Genomic DNA, 19,365 nt, shown 5'->3' with positions numbered 1-19,365 from the left:
CTGTTCAACCGCACCACACCGTGACCATGGCATGGGGTTGTTCGTGGTTTCAGAACCAACACAGTGGACGCGAGCAACTGAGGACAAGCCCTCGGCCTATTAGTACCGGTCACCTCCACACGTTACCGTGCTTCCAGATCCGGCCTATCAACCCAGTCGTCTACTGGGAGCCTTACCCCATCAAGTGGGTGGGAGTCCTCATCTCGAAGCAGGCTTCCCGCTTAGATGCTTTCAGCGGTTATCCCTCCCGAACGTAGCCAACCAGCCATGCCCTTGGCAGGACAACTGGCACACCAGAGGTTCGTCCGTCCCGGTCCTCTCGTACTAGGGACAGCCCTTCTCAAGACTCCTACGCGCACAGCGGATAGGGACCGAACTGTCTCACGACGTTCTAAACCCAGCTCGCGTACCGCTTTAATGGGCGAACAGCCCAACCCTTGGGACCGACTCCAGCCCCAGGATGCGACGAGCCGACATCGAGGTGCCAAACCATCCCGTCGATATGGACTCTTGGGGAAGATCAGCCTGTTATCCCCGGGGTACCTTTTATCCGTTGAGCGACGGCGCTTCCACAAGCCACCGCCGGATCACTAGTCCCGACTTTCGTCCCTGCTCGACCCGTCGGTCTCACAGTCAAGCTCCCTTGTGCACTTACACTCAACACCTGATTGCCAACCAGGCTGAGGGAACCTTTGGGCGCCTCCGTTACTCTTTAGGAGGCAACCGCCCCAGTTAAACTACCCATCAGACACTGTCCCTGATCCGGATCACGGACCCAGGTTAGACATCCAGCACGACCAGACTGGTATTTCAACGACGACTCCACCTGAACTGGCGTCCAAGCTTCACAGTCTCCCAGCTATCCTACACAAGCCGAACCGAACACCAATATCAAACTGTAGTAAAGGTCCCGGGGTCTTTCCGTCCTGCTGCGCGAAACGAGCATCTTTACTCGTAGTGCAATTTCACCGGGCCTATGGTTGAGACAGTCGAGAAGTCGTTACGCCATTCGTGCAGGTCGGAACTTACCCGACAAGGAATTTCGCTACCTTAGGATGGTTATAGTTACCACCGCCGTTTACTGGCGCTTAAGTTCTCAGCTTCGCCCGACCGAAATCGGACTAACCGGTCCCCTTAACGTTCCAGCACCGGGCAGGCGTCAGTCCGTATACATCGCCTTACGGCTTCGCACGGACCTGTGTTTTTAGTAAACAGTCGCTTCTCGCTGGTCTCTGCGGCCACCCCCAGCTCGAGGAGCAAGTCCTCTCACCGGATGTGGCCCCCCTTCTCCCGAAGTTACGGGGGCATTTTGCCGAGTTCCTTAACCATAGTTCACCCGAACGCCTCGGTATTCTCTACCTGACCACCTGAGTCGGTTTAGGGTACGGGCCGCCATGAAACTCGCTAGAGGCTTTTCTCGACAGCATAGGATCATCCACTTCACCACAATCGGCTCGGCATCAGGTCTCAGACTCAATGGTGTGCGGATTTGCCTACACACCGTCCTACACCCTTACCCCGGGACAACCACCGCCCGGGATGGACTACCTTCCTGCGTCACCCCATCACTCACCTACTACCAGCTCGGGTCACCGGCTCCACCACTCCGACCTCGTCCGAAGACTCAGCCGGCGGCTTCACGGGCTTAGCATCACTGGATTCGATGTTTGACGCTTCACAGCGGGTACCGGAATATCAACCGGTTATCCATCGACTACGCCTGTCGGCCTCGCCTTAGGTCCCGACTTACCCTGGGCAGATCAGCTTGACCCAGGAACCCTTAGTCAATCGGCGCAAACGTTTCTCACGTTTGTATCGCTACTCATGCCTGCATTCTCACTCGTGAACCGTCCACAACTACCTTCCGGTGCTGCTTCACCCGGCACACGACGCTCCCCTACCCATCACGATCCCCGTTGGGGGTACATATCGCAATGACACGACTTCGGCGGTACGCTTGAGCCCCGCTACATTGTCGGCGCGGAATCACTAGACCAGTGAGCTATTACGCACTCTTTCAAGGGTGGCTGCTTCTAAGCCAACCTCCTGGTTGTCTCTGCGACTCCACATCCTTTCCCACTTAGCGTACGCTTAGGGGCCTTAGTCGATGCTCTGGGCTGTTTCCCTCTCGACCATGGAGCTTATCCCCACAGTCTCACTGCCGCGCTCTCACTTACCGGCATTCGGAGTTTGGCTAAGGTCAGTAACCCGGTAGGGCCCATCGCCTATCCAGTGCTCTACCTCCGGCAAGAAACACACGACGCTGCACCTAAATGCATTTCGGGGAGAACCAGCTATCACGGAGTTTGATTGGCCTTTCACCCCTAACCACAGGTCATCCCCCAGGTTTTCAACCCTGGTGGGTTCGGTCCTCCACGAAGTCTTACCTCCGCTTCAACCTGCCCATGGCTAGATCACTCCGCTTCGGGTCTTGAGCGCGCTACTGAATCGCCCTATTCGGACTCGCTTTCGCTACGGCTTCCCCACACGGGTTAACCTCGCAACACACCGCAAACTCGCAGGCTCATTCTTCAAAAGGCACGCAGTCACGAGGCAAGCACAAGTGCTCGCCCGACGCTCCCACGGCTTGTAGGCACACGGTTTCAGGTACTATTTCACTCCGCTCCCGCGGTACTTTTCACCATTCCCTCACGGTACTATCCGCTATCGGTCACCAGGGAATATTTAGGCTTAGCGGGTGGTCCCGCCAGATTCACACGGGATTTCTCGGGCCCCGTGCTACTTGGGTGTCTCTCAAACGAGCCGCTGACGTTTCGACTACGGGGGTCTTACCCTCTACGCCGGACCTTTCGCATGTCCTTCGCCTACATCAACGGTTTCTGACTCGTCTCATGGCCGGCAGACCATGAAAGAGAGATCCCACAACCCCGAATGCGCAACCCCTGCCGGGTCTCACACGCATACGGTTTGGCCTCATCCGGTTTCGCTCGCCACTACTCCCGGAATCACGGTTGTTTTCTCTTCCTGCGGGTACTGAGATGTTTCACTTCCCCGCGTTCCCTCCACACTGCCTATGTGTTCAGCAGCGGGTGACAGCCCATGACGACTGCCGGGTTTCCCCATTCGGAAACCCCCGGATCAAAGCCTGGTTGACGACTCCCCGGGGACTATCGTGGCCTCCCACGTCCTTCATCGGTTCCTGGTGCCAAGGCATCCACCGTGCGCCCTTAAAAACTTGGCCACAGATGCTCGCGTCCACTGTGCAGTTCTCAAACAACGACCAACCACCCATCACCCCAAGCCTTACGGCTCGAGTGCACTGGGGCCGGCACTGAAAGCGACCATACGGCCGTACCTTCAGACACCCAACAGCGTGCCCGACACAGTCAGTTGACCAGATCAGCGTTCCACGCCCCGAAGAGCAGTACTAGCGCCTGGTCCATCCTGGACCGTGCCGAGTAGTCAACGTTCCACCCATGAGCAACCAGCATCAGACATTCGCTGATGTACTGGCCTCTGAACCAGGCAAGCCTGGCTTAGAAGTGCTCCTTAGAAAGGAGGTGATCCAGCCGCACCTTCCGGTACGGCTACCTTGTTACGACTTCGTCCCAATCGCCAGTCCCACCTTCGACAGCTCCCTCCCACAAGGGGTTGGGCCACCGGCTTCGGGTGTTACCGACTTTCGTGACGTGACGGGCGGTGTGTACAAGGCCCGGGAACGTATTCACCGCAGCAATGCTGATCTGCGATTACTAGCGACTCCGACTTCATGGGGTCGAGTTGCAGACCCCAATCCGAACTGAGACCGGCTTTTTGAGATTCGCTCCACCTCGCGGTATCGCAGCTCATTGTACCGGCCATTGTAGCACGTGTGCAGCCCAAGACATAAGGGGCATGATGACTTGACGTCGTCCCCACCTTCCTCCGAGTTGACCCCGGCGGTCTCCCGTGAGTCCCCAGCACCACAAGGGCCTGCTGGCAACACGGGACAAGGGTTGCGCTCGTTGCGGGACTTAACCCAACATCTCACGACACGAGCTGACGACAGCCATGCACCACCTGTACACCGACCACAAGGGGGCGCCCATCTCTGGACGTTTCCGGTGTATGTCAAGCCTTGGTAAGGTTCTTCGCGTTGCGTCGAATTAAGCCACATGCTCCGCCGCTTGTGCGGGCCCCCGTCAATTCCTTTGAGTTTTAGCCTTGCGGCCGTACTCCCCAGGCGGGGCACTTAATGCGTTAGCTGCGGCACGGACAACGTGGAATGTTGCCCACACCTAGTGCCCACCGTTTACGGCGTGGACTACCAGGGTATCTAATCCTGTTCGCTCCCCACGCTTTCGCTCCTCAGCGTCAGTATCGGCCCAGAGATCCGCCTTCGCCACCGGTGTTCCTCCTGATATCTGCGCATTTCACCGCTACACCAGGAATTCCGATCTCCCCTACCGAACTCTAGCCTGCCCGTATCGACTGCAGACCCGGGGTTAAGCCCCGGGCTTTCACAACCGACGTGACAAGCCGCCTACGAGCTCTTTACGCCCAATAATTCCGGACAACGCTTGCGCCCTACGTATTACCGCGGCTGCTGGCACGTAGTTAGCCGGCGCTTCTTCTGCAGGTACCGTCACTTTCGCTTCTTCCCTGCTGAAAGAGGTTTACAACCCGAAGGCCGTCATCCCTCACGCGGCGTCGCTGCATCAGGCTTTCGCCCATTGTGCAATATTCCCCACTGCTGCCTCCCGTAGGAGTCTGGGCCGTGTCTCAGTCCCAGTGTGGCCGGTCGCCCTCTCAGGCCGGCTACCCGTCGTCGCCTTGGTGAGCCATTACCTCACCAACAAGCTGATAGGCCGCGGGCTCATCCTGCACCGCCGGAGCTTTCGAACCACTTGGATGCCCAAGTGGCTCAGTATCCGGTATTAGACCCCGTTTCCAGGGCTTGTCCCAGAGTGCAGGGCAGATTGCCCACGTGTTACTCACCCGTTCGCCACTAATCCCCACCGAAGTGGTTCATCGTTCGACTTGCATGTGTTAAGCACGCCGCCAGCGTTCGTCCTGAGCCAGGATCAAACTCTCCGTGAATGTTTACCCGTGATCGGGTGCACACATCACGAGAGCGGAACATCGGGAGGAATAATCCCGATGTTCACAGCGTCCTCGCTGTGTTTTTTCAAAGGAACCTCGCCCCAGCAGATGCTGGAGACGGGGTATCAACATATCTGGCGTTGACTTTTGGCACGCTGTTGAGTTCTCAAGGAACGGACGCTTCCTTTGTACTCACCCTCTCGGGCTTTCCTCCGGGCGCTTCCCTTCGGTCTTGCGTTTCCGACTCTATCAGATCTTTCCGATCCGATTTCCTCGGTGCTTTCCAGGTTCCCGCTTCCGCGTTTCCCTTTCCGGCGGTTCCGACTTTACCAGATCCTTTTCGGCCTGATCCCCAGTCAGCGGAGCTTGTCTTCCCGGCCCTTGGGCCGTTCCGACGAGTGAGACTTTAGCGGATTCCTTGCTCCCGATCGAATCGGGGGCCGGCGTCCTTTCGAACGCGGATTCCTCATTCCGTAAATACGCGCGCCAACGACACGACGGCAGCCGAAAGACTGTCGTCGAGAGATGGTTGGTACTTGCGGAGTGGCTGTCCGGGGACCGACCGGGGTCGGCGCTCACGTCGGACAACTCGGAGAACAGTACGGATGGGCATGGGGCGTGTCAACTTCGCTGCGGTCGACACCCCGGCGGCGTACCCTGAGCCGCATGACGAAGCGCACGTGCACCCAGTTCTGGTGGGCCGCCTGACGGCGGCCGATGTCACGTGCGCACACACGGCCGCCGCCCCGGCGGCCGTTCTCGTTTCTCCCTCCTGAGGGTCGGCCGGCCGGGACGGCGGCCTCGACCAGGAGGTGGAGTGGATGACGCGGGTCTTCAGCGGGATCAAGCCGACGGGACACCTGACGCTGGGGAACTATCTGGGCGCCATGCGGCGGTGGGCCGCGGTCGACCAGCACCAGTCGGACGCCCTGTTCTGCATCGTGGATCTGCACGCGCTGACCGTGGACCACGATCCGGCGCGGGTGCGCAGACTCAGCAGGCAGGCCGCGACGCTGTTGCTCGCGTCGGGGCTGGATCCCCGACTGTGCACCGTCTTCGTGCAGAGCCATGTCGACGAGCACACCCGGCTGTCGTACCTGCTGGAGTGCGTGGCCACGGACGGCGAGATGCGGCGCATGATCCAGTACAAGGAGAAGGCCGCTCGGGAACGGGTGCGCGGGGGGAGTGTCCGGCTGTCCCTCCTCACGTATCCCGTGCTGATGGCGGCGGACATCCTGGCGTACGGGACCGACCAGGTGCCGGTCGGGGACGACCAGACGCAGCACGTGGAGCTGGCGCGGGACATCGCGGTGCGGTTCAACCAGCGGTACGGGCACACGTTCGTCGTGCCGCGGGCGACGCCGCCGCAGGTCGCGGCCCGGGTGATGAACCTGCAGGACCCGACGTCGAAGATGGGCAAGAGCGACGACTCGGGGCCGGGCATCGTCTATCTGCTCGACGAGCCGGACGTGGTGCGCAGGAAGATCATGCGGGCTGTCACCGACAGCGCCCGGGACGTCGTGTACGACCCGGAGACGCGGCCGGGCCCGGCGAATCTGCTGGAGATCCTGGCGGCCTGCACGGGTGGGAACCCATCCGAGCTGAGCGGTGTATATGAAACGTACGGGGCTTTGAAGCGGGACACCGCGGACGCCGTGGTCGAGGTTCTCAGGCCCGTGCAGGAGAGGCACAGGGAGCTGTGCACGGATCCTGGCTATGTGGAGGGGGTGCTGCGGGATGGTGCGGAGCGCGCGCGGGCGATGGCCCGGCCGACCGTGGATGCCGCGTATCGGTCGATCGGACTGCTGCCGGCGGCCGAGGCAGAGGATGTCGGTGCCGGTGCCGCTGTCCCCGATATCGGAGTGACCGCCTGAGCCGCCTGCGGGTCTGAGCCGCCTGGATCGGGCCGCCCGGTGCGGGGCGGCCCGGAGGCGTCAGCTGTTCCCGGAGGCAAGCTCGCGGCTGCGGTCGCGGGCTGCCTCGAGGGCGGCGATGAGGGCCGCGCGGACGCCGTGGTTCTCCAGCTCGCGGATGGCGTTGATGGTGGTGCCGGCGGGGGACGTCACGTTCTCGCGGAGCTTGACCGGGTGCTCACCGCTGTCGCGGAGCATCGTCGCGGCGCCGATCGCGGACTGGACGATCAGGTCGTGGGCCTTGTCGCGGGGCAGCCCGAGCAGGATGCCGGCGTCCGTCATGGCTTCGACCAGGTAGAAGAAGTAGGCCGGGCCGGAGCCGGAGAGGGCGGTGCAGGCGTCCTGCTGGGACTCGGGGACGCGGAGCGTCTTGCCGACGGCGCCGAAGATCTCCTCGGCGTGGGCGAGGTGGGCCTCGCTGGCGTGGCTGCCCGCGGAGATGACGGACATGGCCTCGTCGACGAGGGCCGGGGTGTTCGTCATGACGCGGACCACCGGGGTGCCGGTGGCCAGTCGGGACTCGAAGAAGGAGGTGGGGATGCCCGCCGCGCCGCTGATGACCAGGCGGTCGGCGGGGACGAAGGGGGCGAGTTCGTCGAGGAGGGTGCCCATGTCCTGGGGCTTGACGGTGAGGATCAGGGTGTCGGCCGACTTGGCGGCTTCCGCGTTGCTGACCGGGGTGACTCCGTAGCGGGTGCGGAGTTCCTCGGCGCGTTCCGGGCGGCGGGCCGTGACCAGGAGGTCTGCCGGTGTCCAGCCTCCGCGGATCATTCCGCTGAGCAGGGCTTCGCCGATCTTGCCGGTGCCGAGGACTGCGACTTTCTGGGTCATGGCTGGGGTGCCCTCCGGGGGTTGCGTCGTCCGCGTTCATCCTCGCACCGGAGGGCCGGGTGCGCGGTGGACTGTCCGGTGGGCGGACGCAGGGCGGTGCGGTCGGTCAGGCGGTGCGGTCGGTCAGACGGTGCGGCGGCGCAGGGTGGCGGCGCCCAGGCAGAGGACGAGGAGGGCGCAGCCCGCGACGATCAGGGCGTCGCGGACGAAGGCGGCCGTCATGTCGGAGTGCTGGAGGACTTCGTTCATGCCGTCGACGGCGTAGGACATGGGGAGGGCGTCGGAGAGGGCTTCCAGGGCGGGGTGCATGGCGTCGCGGGGAGTGAAGAGTCCGCAGAGGAGGAGCTGGGGGAAGATCACGGCCGGCATGAACTGGACGGCCTGGAACTCGGAGGCGGCGAAGGCCGAGACGAAGAGGCCGAGGGCGGTGCCGAGAAGCGCGTCGAGCAGGGCGACCAGCAGGAGCAGCCAGGGGCTGCCGGTGACGTCGAGGTCGAGGAACCACAGGGCGAGTCCGGTGGCGAGCGCGGACTGGACGATCGCGAGGGCGCCGAAGGCGAGGGCGTAGCCGGCGATCAGGTCGCCCTTGCCCAGGGGCAGGGCGAGGAGGCGTTCGAGGGTGCCCGAGGTCCGTTCGCGCAGGGTGGCGATGGAGGTGACCAGGAACATCGTGATCAGCGGGAAGATCCCGAGGAGGGAGGCGCCGATGGTGTCGAAGGTGCGCGGGCTGCCGTCGAAGACGTAGCGCAGCAGGAAGAGCATCACGCAGGGCACGAGGAGCATCAGCGCGATGGTCCGCGGGTCGTGGCGGAGCTGGCGCAGGACGCGGGCCGCGGTGGCGAGGGTGCGGGCGGGGCTGAGGGCGCCGGTGGGGGCCGGGCGGAGCGGGGTGGGGGTGCTCGCGGTGGTGCTCATCGGGTGGTCTCCTTCGCACGGGCGGCGGCGGCCGCCTCGTCGACCAGGTGCAGGAAGGCCGCTTCGACGGTCTCGGAGTCCGTGCGGGCGCGGAGGGCTTCGGGGGTGCCGTCGGCGAGGACGCGGCCCTCGCGCATGAGGAGGAGGCGGTGGCAGCGCTCGGCCTCGTCCATGACATGGGAGGAGATGAGGAGGGTGGCGCCGCGGGAGGCGGCGATGTCGTGGAAGAGGGCCCAGAGGTCGCGACGCAGGACGGGGTCGAGGCCGACGGTGGGTTCGTCCAGGACGAGGAGTTCGGGGGCGCCGAGGAGGGCTACCGCCAGGGAGACGCGGCTGCGCTGGCCGCCGGAGAGGGCACCGGCCAGGGCGTCGGCGTGGCTGGTGAGGTCGACGTCGGCGATGGCGCGGGTGACGGCGTCGGCGCGCCGGCCGGCGGCGGAGCGGCCGGGGTCGAGGATCGCCGCGAAGTAGTCCAGGTTCTGGCGGACGGTCAGGTCGTCGTAGACGGAGGGGGCTTGGGTGACGTAGCCGATGCGGGTGCGCAACGAGGGGTGTCCGGCGGGGTGGCCGAGGACGTCGAGGGTGCCGGTGACCTTGGCCTGGGTGCCGACGATGGACCGCATCAGGGTGGTCTTGCCGCAGCCGGAGGGGCCGAGCAGGCCGGTGATCTGTCCGCGCGGGACGGTGAAGGCCAGGTCGCGCAGGACCTGGCGGGTGCCGCGGACGACGGTGAGGGAGTCGGCGCGGACGGCCGGCTCGTCCCCGGGGCTGTCGGGAGGGTCGGTGCGGGCGGCATCATAATTCACCATGCGATGAATAATGCTCGCGCCGGGCCTTGAGCGTCAAGCACCGTGCGGGGTGCGGTTCCCGGTCCCGGGGGTGATGGCGACGACCAGGTCCACGTCGTACGTCTCCTCGACGGTGCCGTCCGGGAAGGTGCCGAGGAGATGGCGCCGCTCCTCGGCGAAGAAGGCTGCGCTCGCTTCGGCGCCGTTCACCAGGAAGAGCGAGTGGCTGGCGAGATTGGCCAGGTGGGTGTCGACGGGGACGCGGCGGCTCCAGCGGACCGTGCGGGAGGTGAAGGTGAGGCGGCCAGTGGGGTCTGCCTCGGCGGCCCGGGCGCCCCTGCCCTGCTGTTCGACGGCGGGGGCGACGGGCGCGGGGCCGCCGGAGTGGAGGCCGAAGCGGCTCTCGATCCGCATCGCCTGCTCGACGTGCCAGGGGATGTCGAGGGGGGTGATGTTCCACCACAGGGCGAGCGCGCCGCCGGGGCGCAGCACGCGCAGGGCCTCCGGCACCGAGCGGGCGGGGTCCGTCCAGTGCCAGGCCTGGGCGTAGGTGAGGAGGTCGGCCGAGGAAGTGGCCAGGGGCAGGGCGTCACCGGTGCCCCGTACGAGCGGGATGCCGGGATGGCCGCGGCGGAACTGGGCCGCCATGCCCTCGCCGGGCTCCACCGCCAGTACGTCGGCGCCGCGGTCGTGGAGCAGGGCGGTGGCGATCCCGGTCCCGGCGCCGACGTCCACGACCCGCGCACCGGCCAGGGGCCGCCCCGCGAGTTCCTCGACCGCGTCGAAGAGGGCGGGCGGATAGGAGGGGCGGTTCGCCGCGTACTGGGCGGCGGCGGTGTTGAAGGAGTGGGCGCGGGCCGCGTCGGAGGGGGCTGTCATGGAGCCATGGTGCCGCCCCTCATACGGTCGGCCACAGCGCCAGGGGCGTGCTCAGCGGTTGCGCTTGCTCTTGCGCTTGGACGGGTTGCCGGTGCGGCGGGTGGTGCGGGACTCGTGGCGCTTGCGGGCCGTCTCGTACTCCTGGCGGTGCAGTTTCTCGCCGGGGGCCTCGAACAGGGAGCGGAAGAAATAGGCGAGGAGGGAGCCGACGAAGCCGATGGTGAGCAGGCCGCGCAGGCTGGCCTGGCGGTCGGGGTCGGGGCGCTTGGTGTAGCCGTCCCAGGTGTGGCGGAACGCGAGCGCGCTGCAGACCGCGAACATCACGACGACCAGCACCGTCACGAAGCCGCCGGTGCCGGCGATCGCGATGCCCTGGTAGGCGAAGCGCAGCACCAGGCAGGCGGCAGCGGCGGCGGCCAGGGAGCCGACGGCCACGCCGAGCCGGCGGAGCGTGTAGCCCTGGTCGTGCTCGACCCAGGTCGTGCCGAAGAAGCGCAGGGGCTCGGGGCGGGGGCCCGAGGTGTCCGCGGGGGTGGCCGGGGTGCCGTTCGTCTCGCTCACGCGTCGATTATCGCCCCGGCGCCCTCGCCGGTCCCCGCTCAGGCCGTCAGGCCCCGGGCCCTGGGCTCGGGCCCCCGCCCGAGACCGTGGCCCTTGGCTTACGGGCCGCGGCCCGCGGCCCGTAAGCCAAGGGCCAGACCTCGCTACGAGCAGCGCGGGCGGATGTAGCCGTCGCTGCCGGTCCTGACGTACGTGTCGGAGACGTACTCGCCGTTGGCGATGTTGTCCCAGATGGTCGAGGTGCCGTACGGGCCGGTGACGCGGGTGCCGGGCCGCTGGCAGTAGATCGCGACCCGCGTGCCCTCGGGCAGGACCTTGATGATCGGGTAGCTGGTGCCGGGACCGCTGCGGACGTTGAGGCGCACGCCCGGCGCGATCGGGTAGTAGGGCACTCCGGCGGACGCCGCGAGTGTGCTGACGGCGTCGTCCTCGCCGCGGTCCGTCACTTCCGTACGGTCGACAGACATAGGTAATCCCCCCGTTGAGCCCACGACCATCGTGGGGCCCCGTTGATTCCCCCGGATCACGCCATGAAACAGGCGTGCTCAGATCGAACGGGAAGACTAGCAAGCCGCCTCTGTATCGCACGTGTCATCGACTAGGCTCCGTGCGTCGCGCGCGTGGACGAACAGCACGGGGGTGGTCCCATGGCGTCACGGCACAACATCGGGGCGGACGCCGAAGCGGAACTTCCCGAGTACGCCGGGCACTACCGCCTGGAGTCGGTCCTCGGTTCCGGGGGCATGGGCGTCGTCCACCTGGCCAGGAGCACCTCGGGCATGCAGGTCGCCGTGAAGGTCGTCCATGCCGAGTTCGCGAAGGACCCCGAGTTCAGGGGCCGTTTCCGGCAGGAGGTCGGGGCGGCGCGCAAGGTCAGCGGGGCATTCACGGCACCGGTGGTGGACGCCGATCCGGAGGCCGGACGGCCGTGGATGGCCACGCTGTTCATCCCCGGGCCGACACTCTCCGACCATGTGAAGCGGAACGGCCCCATGGACCCCGCACAGTTGCGGCGGCTGATGGCCGGGCTGGCCGAGGCGCTGCGGGACATCCACCGCGTCGGCGTGGTGCACCGCGATCTGAAACCGAGCAACGTGCTGCTCGCCGCCGACGGTCCGAAGGTCATCGACTTCGGCATTTCTCGGCCGAAGGACAGCGAACTGCGGACCGAGACCGGCAAGTTGATCGGGACGCCGCCGTTCATGGCTCCGGAGCAGTTCCGGCGGCCCCGGGAGGTCGGCCCCGCCGCGGACGTCTTCGCGCTCGGCTCGGTGATGGTGCACGCGGCCACGGGACGCGGGCCGTTCGATTCGGACAGCCCGTACGTCGTCGCCTACCAGGTCGTCCATGACGAGCCGGATCTGACCGGGCTGCCGGAGAACCTCGCCCCACTCGTGCTGCGCTGCCTCGCCAAGGAGCCGGAGGACCGGCCCACCCCGGACGAGCTGATGCGCGAACTGCGGTCCGTGTCGGCGTCGTACGACACACAGGCGTTCATACCGGCCCAGCGTGCGAGCGAGGACAGCGACCCCGAGCCCGGCCCCGGGACCGCGGGCAAGAGGCGAAGAACCGCCGGTTCGCGGCAGCCCCGGAAGACGGCGACGCGACGGCGGGTGGCCCTGGTGACGGCGGCCGTCGTCGCTCTGGGCGTCGTCGCCGGGGCCGCCGTGCTGTGGCCCGGGGACGAGCCCGAGCAGGAGGCAGGTGCGCGGAAGCCCGCTGCGGCGGCGTCGGCGGTCGAACCCTGGGCCGTGAAGCCGTCGCCGGAGCGTGGCGGACTGCCGCGATGCGCACACGACGGCCGGCGGCTGCTGTGTACGCAGCCTGGGCTGGTCAGCGCGCTCGACCCGGCCGACGGACGGGTGCTGTGGCGCCACGACCTCGCCACCGAGGACGACGCGCCGGGCGGCCCGCCGGTGTTCTCGGGCGGCCTCGCGCACGTGGCGACCCACGCGGACCGGCGGCTGGAGGCCCTCGACCCGGCGACCGGCGAGTCGCGGTGGGAGCTGGACGTGTCGGCGTACCGGGGATTCCGGTACGCGGGCGACATGCTCGTGCTGATCGGCGCGGACGGTGTGGCGCGGGGCGTGGACAGCGCGTCCGGCGAGACCCGCTGGAAGCGGCGGATCCCGGGGCTGGGTGAGGCGTACGCCGTCTCGTTCCCGGGCAATCCCTGGCTCTTCGTCGCGAACGTGTCGGACGGCGGCCGCACCCGGGTGCGGTCCATCGACCCGAAGGACGGCAAGGTGCGCTGGGACGCGCCGTTCGACGACGCCCTGACCCCCGTCGGCGCCACCGACGGCGAGGTCTTCCTCGTCGCGAGCGGCGGCGACTACGGCGAGGCGCTGGCCGTCGTCCGCTACAGCCCGGCGTCGGGCGCCACGCGGCGCGTGCGTCTGTCGGAGTCGCTGAACCGCGCGCAGGCCGGGGTGTACGGCGGGACCGTCCACCTGCTGGGGGCGGACGGCTCCCTCGTGGCCGTCGACATGCGCGCGGGCCGGCAGCGCTGGTCGGTGCAGACGGGCGTCAGCCAGGGCTCGGCGCCGGTCTTCGACGGCCGGCGTGTGTACGTGAGCGCGGTGGACGGGCGGCTGCTCGCCGTGGACGGGACCCGGGGGCGGCTGGTCGGCCAGACGGAGCCCCGGCTGAACCCGAACGCCGCGGCGGCCACCGCGAGTCTGCCCGCACCCGCCCTGGGCGACGGCCGTGTCCACGCCACCGCACCGGACGGCACGGTCTTCACCGTCGACGGCCGGTCGCCGGGCACATGGTGACCTGAGCCCCAGGGCCGTACGAAGGGACCGTACGGCGATGGGGCCGCCCCCGAAGGAGACGGCCCCACCGAATACACGATCCCGCCTGGTCAGCCCAGCTTCGAGACGTCGCGCACCGCGCCCTTGTCCGCGCTGGTGGCCATCGCCGCGTAGGCGCGCAGGGCCGCCGAGACCTTGCGGTCGCGGTTCTTCGGCGCGTACGCGCCGTTCAGCGCCCGCTCGCGGCGGGTCAGTTCGGCGTCGTCGACGAGCAGCTCGATCGTGCGGTTCGGGATGTCGATGCGGATGCGGTCGCCGTCCTCGACGAGGGCGATCGTGCCGCCGGACGCGGCCTCCGGGGAGGCGTGGCCGATGGACAGGCCCGAGGTGCCGCCGGAGAAACGGCCGTCGGTGATCAGCGCGCAGGTCTTGCCCAGGCCGCGGCCCTTGAGGAAGGACGTCGGGTAGAGCATCTCCTGCATACCGGGGCCGCCCTTGGGGCCCTCGTAGCGGATGACGACGACGTCGCCGTCGGTCACCTGCTTGTTGAGGATCTTCTCGACGGCCTCCTCCTGCGACTCGCAGACGACCGCCGGGCCCTCGAAGGTCCAGATGGACTCGTCCACGCCCGCGGTCTTCACGACACAGCCGTCGACGGCGAGGTTGCCCTTCAGGACCGCGAGACCGCCGTCCTTGGAGTAGGCGTGCTCGACGCTGCGGATGCAGCCGCCCTCGGCGTCCTCGTCGAGCGCAGCCCAGCGCTCCGACTGGGAGAACGCCTCGGCCGAGCGGACACAGCCGGGGGCCGCGTGCCACAGTTCGACGGCCTCCGCCGAGGGGGAGCCGCCGCGCACGTCCCAGGTCTTCAGCCAGTCGGACAGCGAGGGGCTGTGGACGGCGTGGACGTCCTCGTTGAGCAGTCCGCCACGGTGCAGCTCGCCCAGCAGGGCCGGGATGCCGCCGGCGCGGTGCACGTCCTCCATGTAGTACGTGCGGTCCTTGGCGACGTTCGGGGCGACCTTGGCCAGGCAGGGGACACGGCGCGAGACGGCGTCGATCTCCTCCAGGCCGAACGGCACGCCCGCCTCCTGCGCCGCGGCCAGCAGGTGCAGGATCGTGTTGGTGGAGCCGCCCATCGCGATGTCCAGGGCCATCGCGTTCTCGAACGCGGCGACGGTGGCGACGTTGCGCGGCAGCACCGTCTCGTCGTCCTGCTCGTAGTAGCGGCGGGTGATGTCCATGACGGTGCGGGCGGCGTCCTCGTACAGGCCCCTGCGGGCGGTGTGCGTGGCGAGGATCGAGCCGTTGCCCGGCAGGGAGAGGCCGATGGCCTCGGTGAGGCAGTTCATCGAGTTGGCGGTGAACATGCCGGAACAGGACCCGCAGGTCGGACAGGCGTTCTCCTCGATACGGAGGATGTCCTCGTCCGAGATCTTGTCGTTCACGGCGTCGGAGATCGCGTCGACCAGGTCGAGCGTGCGGACCGTGCCGTCGACCAGGGTGGCGCGGCCGGACTCCATGGGGCCGCCGGAGACGAAGACCGTCGGGATGTTGAGCCGCAGGGCGGCGTTCAGCATGCCCGGGGTGATCTTGTCGCAGTTGGAGATGCAGATCAGGGCGTCGGCGCAGTGCGCCTCGACCATGTACTCCACGCTGTCCGCGATGAGGTCGCGGGAGGGCAGGGAGTAGAGCATGCCGCCGTGGCCCATGGCGATGCCGTCGTCGACGGCGATCGTGTTGAACTCGCGCGGGATGCCGCCGGCCTCGCGGATGGCCTCGGAGACGATCCGCCCGACGGGCTGGAGGTGCGTGTGACCGGGCACGAACTCGGTGAAGGAGTTCGCCACGGCGATGATCGGCTTCCGGCCGATGTCCGCACCGGGTACACCGGAGGCGCGCATAAGGGCGCGTGCGCCCGCCATGTTGCGGCCGTGGGTGACTGTGCGGGACCTCAGCTCGGGCATCGTCGCTCGCTCCTTCAGACGGATAGGGCTGCTGTCGAGCGTACGCCGGTCATCCAGTGGGCGGGACGAGGCGTCCGTCATACGGGACGAATGTCTCGCGGAGAGAGCGGTACGGGGGTCCGGCGGCAGGCTCAGGGCCCGGTGAGGTGCCCCTGCACGACGGGGGCCACGCGCTCGACGATCCGCTCGATGTCCGCCGAGGCGATCGGCTCGATCTTGATGACGTACCGCATCATCGCGATCCCCACGAGCTGCGCGGCGGCCAGCTCGGCGCGCAGCTCCGCGTCCGGCGCGTCGATCTCCCCGGCGATCCGGCGCAGCAGCTGACTGGCGACGAGGCGGCGGAACACGGTGGCCGCGGCCTCGTTCGTGACCGCCGACCGGACGATCGCGAGCAGCGGCTTACGGGTCGCCGGGTTCTCCCAGAGCCCGAAGAGAAAGCGGGTCATCCGCTCGCCGACGTCGTCCAGGGGCGCCTCGAGGACGGCGTCGCGCACCTTCAGGGCGGGGACGAGGGCGACCTCGACGGCCGCCTCGAAGACCTGCTCCTTGGTGCCGAAGTAGTGGTGGACGAGCGCGGAGTCGACCCCGGCGGCCTTGGCGATGCCCCGCACCGAGGTCTTCTCGTACCCCCGCTCGGCGAACTCCTCGCGGGCCGCGTCCAGGATGCGCTCGCGGGTGCCGGCGGACTCCGTGCGCGGGGGCCGGCCCCGGCGTCGCCCGCCCGTGCCCGGCGCGGTGTCGGTCACGGCCGGGGCACCTTCACCGCGGACGCCAGATGGAGCCGGGTGAAGGCGAGGGCCTCCGCGAGGTCGGCCTCACGTTCGGCGCCGGACATCGCGCGCCGGGTGTTGACCTCGATGACGACGTGCCCGTCGAAGCCGGTCCGGGCGAGGCGTTCCAGGACCTCGGCGCAGGGCTGGTTGCCGCGGCCGGGGACGAGGTGCTCGTCCTTGGCCGAGCCCCGCCCGTCGGCGAGGTGCACATGGCCGAGCCGGTCGCCCATGCGGTCGACCATCTGGAGCGCGTCGCAGCGGGCGGTCGCGGTGTGGCTGAGGTCGATCGTGAAGTGCCGGTAGTCGTCCTGGGTGACGTCCCAGTCGGGGGCGTACGCCAGCATCTCGCGGTCGCGGTAGCGCCAGGGGTACATGTTCTCGACGGCGAAGCGGACGTCCGTCTCGTTCGCCATGCGCCAGATGCCCTCGACGAAGTCCCGGGCGTACTGGCGCTGCCAGCGGAACGGCGGGTGCACGACGACCGTGCCGGCGCCGAGCTTCTCGGCGGCGGCCTGGGCCCGCTGGAGCTTGGTCCAGGGGTCGGTGGACCACACGCGCTGGGTGATCAGCAGGCAGGGGGCGTGAACGGCCAGGATGGGGATGCGGTGGTAGTCGCTGAGCCGGCGCAGCGCCTCCAGGTCCTGGCTGACCGGGTCGGTCCACACCATGACCTCGACACCGTCGTAGCCGAGGCGCGCGGCGATCTCGAAGGCCGTCGCCGTCGACTCCGGATAGACCGAGGCCGTCGACAGGGCGACCTTCGCATCCGGGATGCGCACCACTGGATCTGCCACGAGGGACAGCGTACGGGGACTCCCCCGGCCCGCGGGAACGGATGACCATGTGCCCGGCGGCGTCGCACACAACCGGCCACCTGTGCGAACAGGGCATTCACGGGTCGGGGGGGCGGCCCGGGCTCCGGCCGGTGTGTGGCGGGCTTCACGCGGGGGTGCGGTGGACCGCCGGGGCGCGCGGGCGGAGCCGGGCGCCGCCCCACGGTCCGCACACCCTCACGCCCGCCACGGCCCGCACACGACCGCCCTCACGCCGGCCAGGGCCCGCACACGACCACCGCCCTCATGGGTTCATGTGATCCAGCTTGCGCAGGATGACGCCCTCGCGCAGGGCCCACGGGCAGATCTCCAGCGTCTCCACGCCGAACAGGTCCATGGCCCCCTCGGCCACCAGCGCCCCCGCGAGCAGCTGGCTCGCGCGGCCCTCGGAGACTCCGGGCAGTTCCGCGCGCTGGGCCTCGGTCATCCCGGCCAGCCGCGGGACCCACGCCTCCAGGGACTCCCGCTTCAGCTCGCGCTGGACGTACAGGCCCTCTGCCGAGCGGGCGGCACCGGCGATCCGGGCCAGCTGCCGGAAGGTCTTGGACGTGGCGACGACGTGGTCGGGCGCCCCGAACCGGGTGAACTCGCCGACCGTACGGGCGATCTCGGCCCGTGCGTGGCGCCGCAGCGCGCGTATGTCCTCCGGGTCCGGCGGATCGCCCGGCAGCCAGCCCGCGGTGAGCCGGCCCGCGCCCAGGGGCAGGGACACGGCGGCGTCCGGTTCCTCGTCCATGCCGTACGCGATCTCCAGGGAGCCGCCGCCGATGTCCAGGACGAGGAGTTTCCCGGCCGACCAGCCGAACCAGCGGCGGGCGGCCAGGAAGGTCAGCCGGGCCTCGTCGTCGCCGGCGAGGACCTGGAGCTCGACGCCGGTCTCGGCCTTCACGCGCGCGAGGACCTCGTCGGCGTTCACGGCCTCGCGCACGGCGGAGGTCGCGAAGGGCAGGACCTCCTCGACCCCCTTGTCCTCGGCGGCCTGGAGCGCGTCCTGGATCACCCGCACGAGCCGGTCGACCCCGTCGATGCCGATGGCGCCCTTGTCGTCGAGGAGTTGGGCGAGCCGCAGCTCCTCCTTGTGCGAGTGCGCGGGCAGCGGGCGCGCGCCGGGATGCGCGTCCACCACCAGCAGATGCACCGTGTTCGAACCCACGTCGAGGACACCGAGTCTCATGTACGGCACGCTACTGCCAGCCGGGCGCCGCTCCGTCCTCGAATGCGCAGGTGCGGACGCCGTACCCTGGACCCGTGCCAAAGACGAAAAAGGCGAAGGACGACAAGACGGCCAAATCAGCCAAGGGTTCTTCGCAGGCGAAGGCAGCCGCGGTGGCGAAGCCCCCCAGGAAGGGCCGGGACGCGGACGAGAAGGGGCTCGACTTCGCACGCGCGTGGGTGGAGTTCCCTGATCCGGCGGACGACGAGCAGGTCTTCCGCTGCGATCTGACATGGCTGACCTCTCGCTGGAACTGCATCTTCGGCAGCGGCTGCCAGGGCATCCAGGCGGGCCGCGCGGACGACGGCTGCTGCACGCTGGGCGCGCACTTCTCGGACGAGGACGACGAGAAGCGGGTCGCGGAGCATGTGGCGAGGCTCACGCCGGACATCTGGCAGCACCACGACGAGGGCACGCGGAACGGCTGGGTGTCCGAGGACGAGGACGGCGACCGCCAGACGCGCCCCTTCAACGGTTCGTGCATCTTCCAGAACCGTCCCGGTTTCGCCGGCGGCGCGGGCTGCTCGCTGCACATCCTCGCCCTGCGCGAGGGCCGCGAGCCGCTGGAGACCAAGCCGGACGTCTGCTGGCAGCTGCCGGTCCGGCGCACCTACGACTGGATCGACCGGCCCGACGACACGCGCGTGCTGCAGATCTCGATCGGTGAGTACGACCGCCGCGGCTGGGGCCCCGGCGGCCACGACCTGCACTGGTGGTGCACCTCGGCGACCTCGGCGCACGGCGCGGGCGACCCGGTCTACGTGTCCTACCGGCCGGAGCTGATCGAGCTGATGGGCAAGGCCGGCTACGACCGCCTGGTCGAGCTGTGCGAGGAGCGGCTGGCCTCGCAGCTGCCGCTGGTGGCCCCGCACCCGGCGGACCCGGTCGCCTGATCC

General features: G+C 68.1%; 13 protein-coding genes and 2 rRNA genes. 3 read left to right on the top strand and 12 right to left on the bottom strand.

Going from position 1 to position 19,365, the window contains the following annotated elements:
- Window positions 1-79 precede the first annotated feature (79 nt).
- Window positions 80-3,202, bottom strand: a 23S ribosomal RNA gene (locus DC008_RS19680).
- Window positions 3,203-3,514: 312 nt separating this feature from the next.
- Window positions 3,515-5,040: ribosomal RNA gene (locus DC008_RS19675) — 16S ribosomal RNA — on the bottom strand.
- The 16S and 23S rRNA genes sit together here, the layout of an rRNA operon.
- 824 nt (window positions 5,041-5,864) lie before the next feature.
- Between DC008_RS19675 and trpS the strand changes: the two genes are divergently transcribed.
- On the top strand, window positions 5,865-6,917 hold the full coding sequence (gene trpS, locus DC008_RS19665) for a tryptophan--tRNA ligase (protein WP_108708099.1): 1,053 nt from the start codon (window positions 5,865-5,867) through the stop codon (window positions 6,915-6,917).
- 60 nt (window positions 6,918-6,977) lie between these two features.
- On the opposite strand, the gene proC is transcribed toward trpS, so the two are convergent.
- The 6 genes from proC to DC008_RS19635 all read right to left on the bottom strand — a co-directional run bounded on the left by proC (window position 6,978) and on the right by DC008_RS19635 (window position 11,397).
- Window positions 6,978-7,787: a pyrroline-5-carboxylate reductase gene (gene proC, locus DC008_RS19660; protein WP_055624660.1), complete on the bottom strand. Its 810-nt coding sequence runs from the start codon at window positions 7,785-7,787 to the stop codon at window positions 6,978-6,980.
- A 123-nt stretch (window positions 7,788-7,910) separates the two neighbouring features.
- Window positions 7,911-8,702, bottom strand: a complete 792-nt coding sequence (locus tag DC008_RS19655) for an ABC transporter permease (protein WP_108708098.1) — start codon at window positions 8,700-8,702, stop codon at window positions 7,911-7,913.
- Window positions 8,699-9,511: an ABC transporter ATP-binding protein gene (locus tag DC008_RS19650; RefSeq protein WP_108708097.1), complete on the bottom strand. Its 813-nt coding sequence runs from the start codon at window positions 9,509-9,511 to the stop codon at window positions 8,699-8,701. The genes DC008_RS19655 and DC008_RS19650 overlap by 4 nt, the downstream gene beginning before the upstream one ends.
- A 33-nt stretch (window positions 9,512-9,544) precedes the next feature.
- A complete protein-coding gene (locus DC008_RS19645; protein WP_108708096.1) occupies window positions 9,545-10,369 on the bottom strand; it encodes a class I SAM-dependent methyltransferase in 825 nt (274 codons plus the stop codon).
- Window positions 10,370-10,420: 51 nt separating this feature from the next.
- Window positions 10,421-10,930, bottom strand: coding sequence for a hypothetical protein (locus DC008_RS19640; protein ID WP_108708095.1), 510 nt, complete (start codon window positions 10,928-10,930; stop codon window positions 10,421-10,423).
- A gap of 143 nt (window positions 10,931-11,073) precedes the next feature.
- Window positions 11,074-11,397, bottom strand: a complete 324-nt coding sequence (locus tag DC008_RS19635) for an SH3 domain-containing protein (RefSeq protein ID WP_108708094.1) — start codon at window positions 11,395-11,397, stop codon at window positions 11,074-11,076.
- Window positions 11,398-11,577: 180 nt separating this feature from the next.
- On the opposite strand from DC008_RS19635, the gene DC008_RS19630 reads away from it, so the two are divergent.
- On the top strand, window positions 11,578-13,704 hold the full coding sequence (locus DC008_RS19630) for a protein kinase domain-containing protein (protein WP_108708093.1): 2,127 nt from the start codon (window positions 11,578-11,580) through the stop codon (window positions 13,702-13,704).
- Between the two features lie 89 nt (window positions 13,705-13,793).
- On the opposite strand, the gene ilvD is transcribed toward DC008_RS19630, so the two are convergent.
- The 4 genes from ilvD to DC008_RS19610 all read right to left on the bottom strand — a co-directional run bounded on the left by ilvD (window position 13,794) and on the right by DC008_RS19610 (window position 18,430).
- Window positions 13,794-15,647, bottom strand: coding sequence for a dihydroxy-acid dehydratase (ilvD, locus tag DC008_RS19625; protein WP_108708092.1), 1,854 nt, complete (start codon window positions 15,645-15,647; stop codon window positions 13,794-13,796).
- Window positions 15,648-15,778: 131 nt separating this feature from the next.
- Window positions 15,779-16,396 (bottom strand): TetR/AcrR family transcriptional regulator, encoded by a 618-nt coding sequence (locus DC008_RS19620; protein ID WP_108708091.1) that lies wholly within the window; start codon window positions 16,394-16,396, stop codon window positions 15,779-15,781.
- A complete protein-coding gene (locus DC008_RS19615) occupies window positions 16,393-17,217 on the bottom strand; it encodes a sugar phosphate isomerase/epimerase family protein (RefSeq protein ID WP_079033862.1) in 825 nt (274 codons plus the stop codon). Before DC008_RS19615 ends, DC008_RS19620 begins: the two co-directional genes overlap by 4 nt.
- Before the next feature lie 283 nt (window positions 17,218-17,500).
- Window positions 17,501-18,430, bottom strand: a complete 930-nt coding sequence (locus DC008_RS19610; protein WP_108708090.1) for a Ppx/GppA family phosphatase — start codon at window positions 18,428-18,430, stop codon at window positions 17,501-17,503.
- Between the two features lie 74 nt (window positions 18,431-18,504).
- Here DC008_RS19610 and DC008_RS19605 point away from each other — a divergent pair, with 74 nt between their 5' ends.
- Window positions 18,505-19,362 (top strand): DUF3109 family protein, encoded by an 858-nt coding sequence (locus tag DC008_RS19605; protein WP_108708089.1) that lies wholly within the window; start codon window positions 18,505-18,507, stop codon window positions 19,360-19,362.
- Window positions 19,363-19,365 lie beyond the last annotated feature (3 nt).

The sequence above is a fragment of the Streptomyces nigra genome, assembly GCF_003074055.1.
Classification (GTDB): domain Bacteria; phylum Actinomycetota; class Actinomycetes; order Streptomycetales; family Streptomycetaceae; genus Streptomyces; species Streptomyces nigra.
The sequence above is the reverse complement of the archived record's forward strand: the minus strand, read 5'-3'. Positions and strand labels throughout refer to the sequence as shown.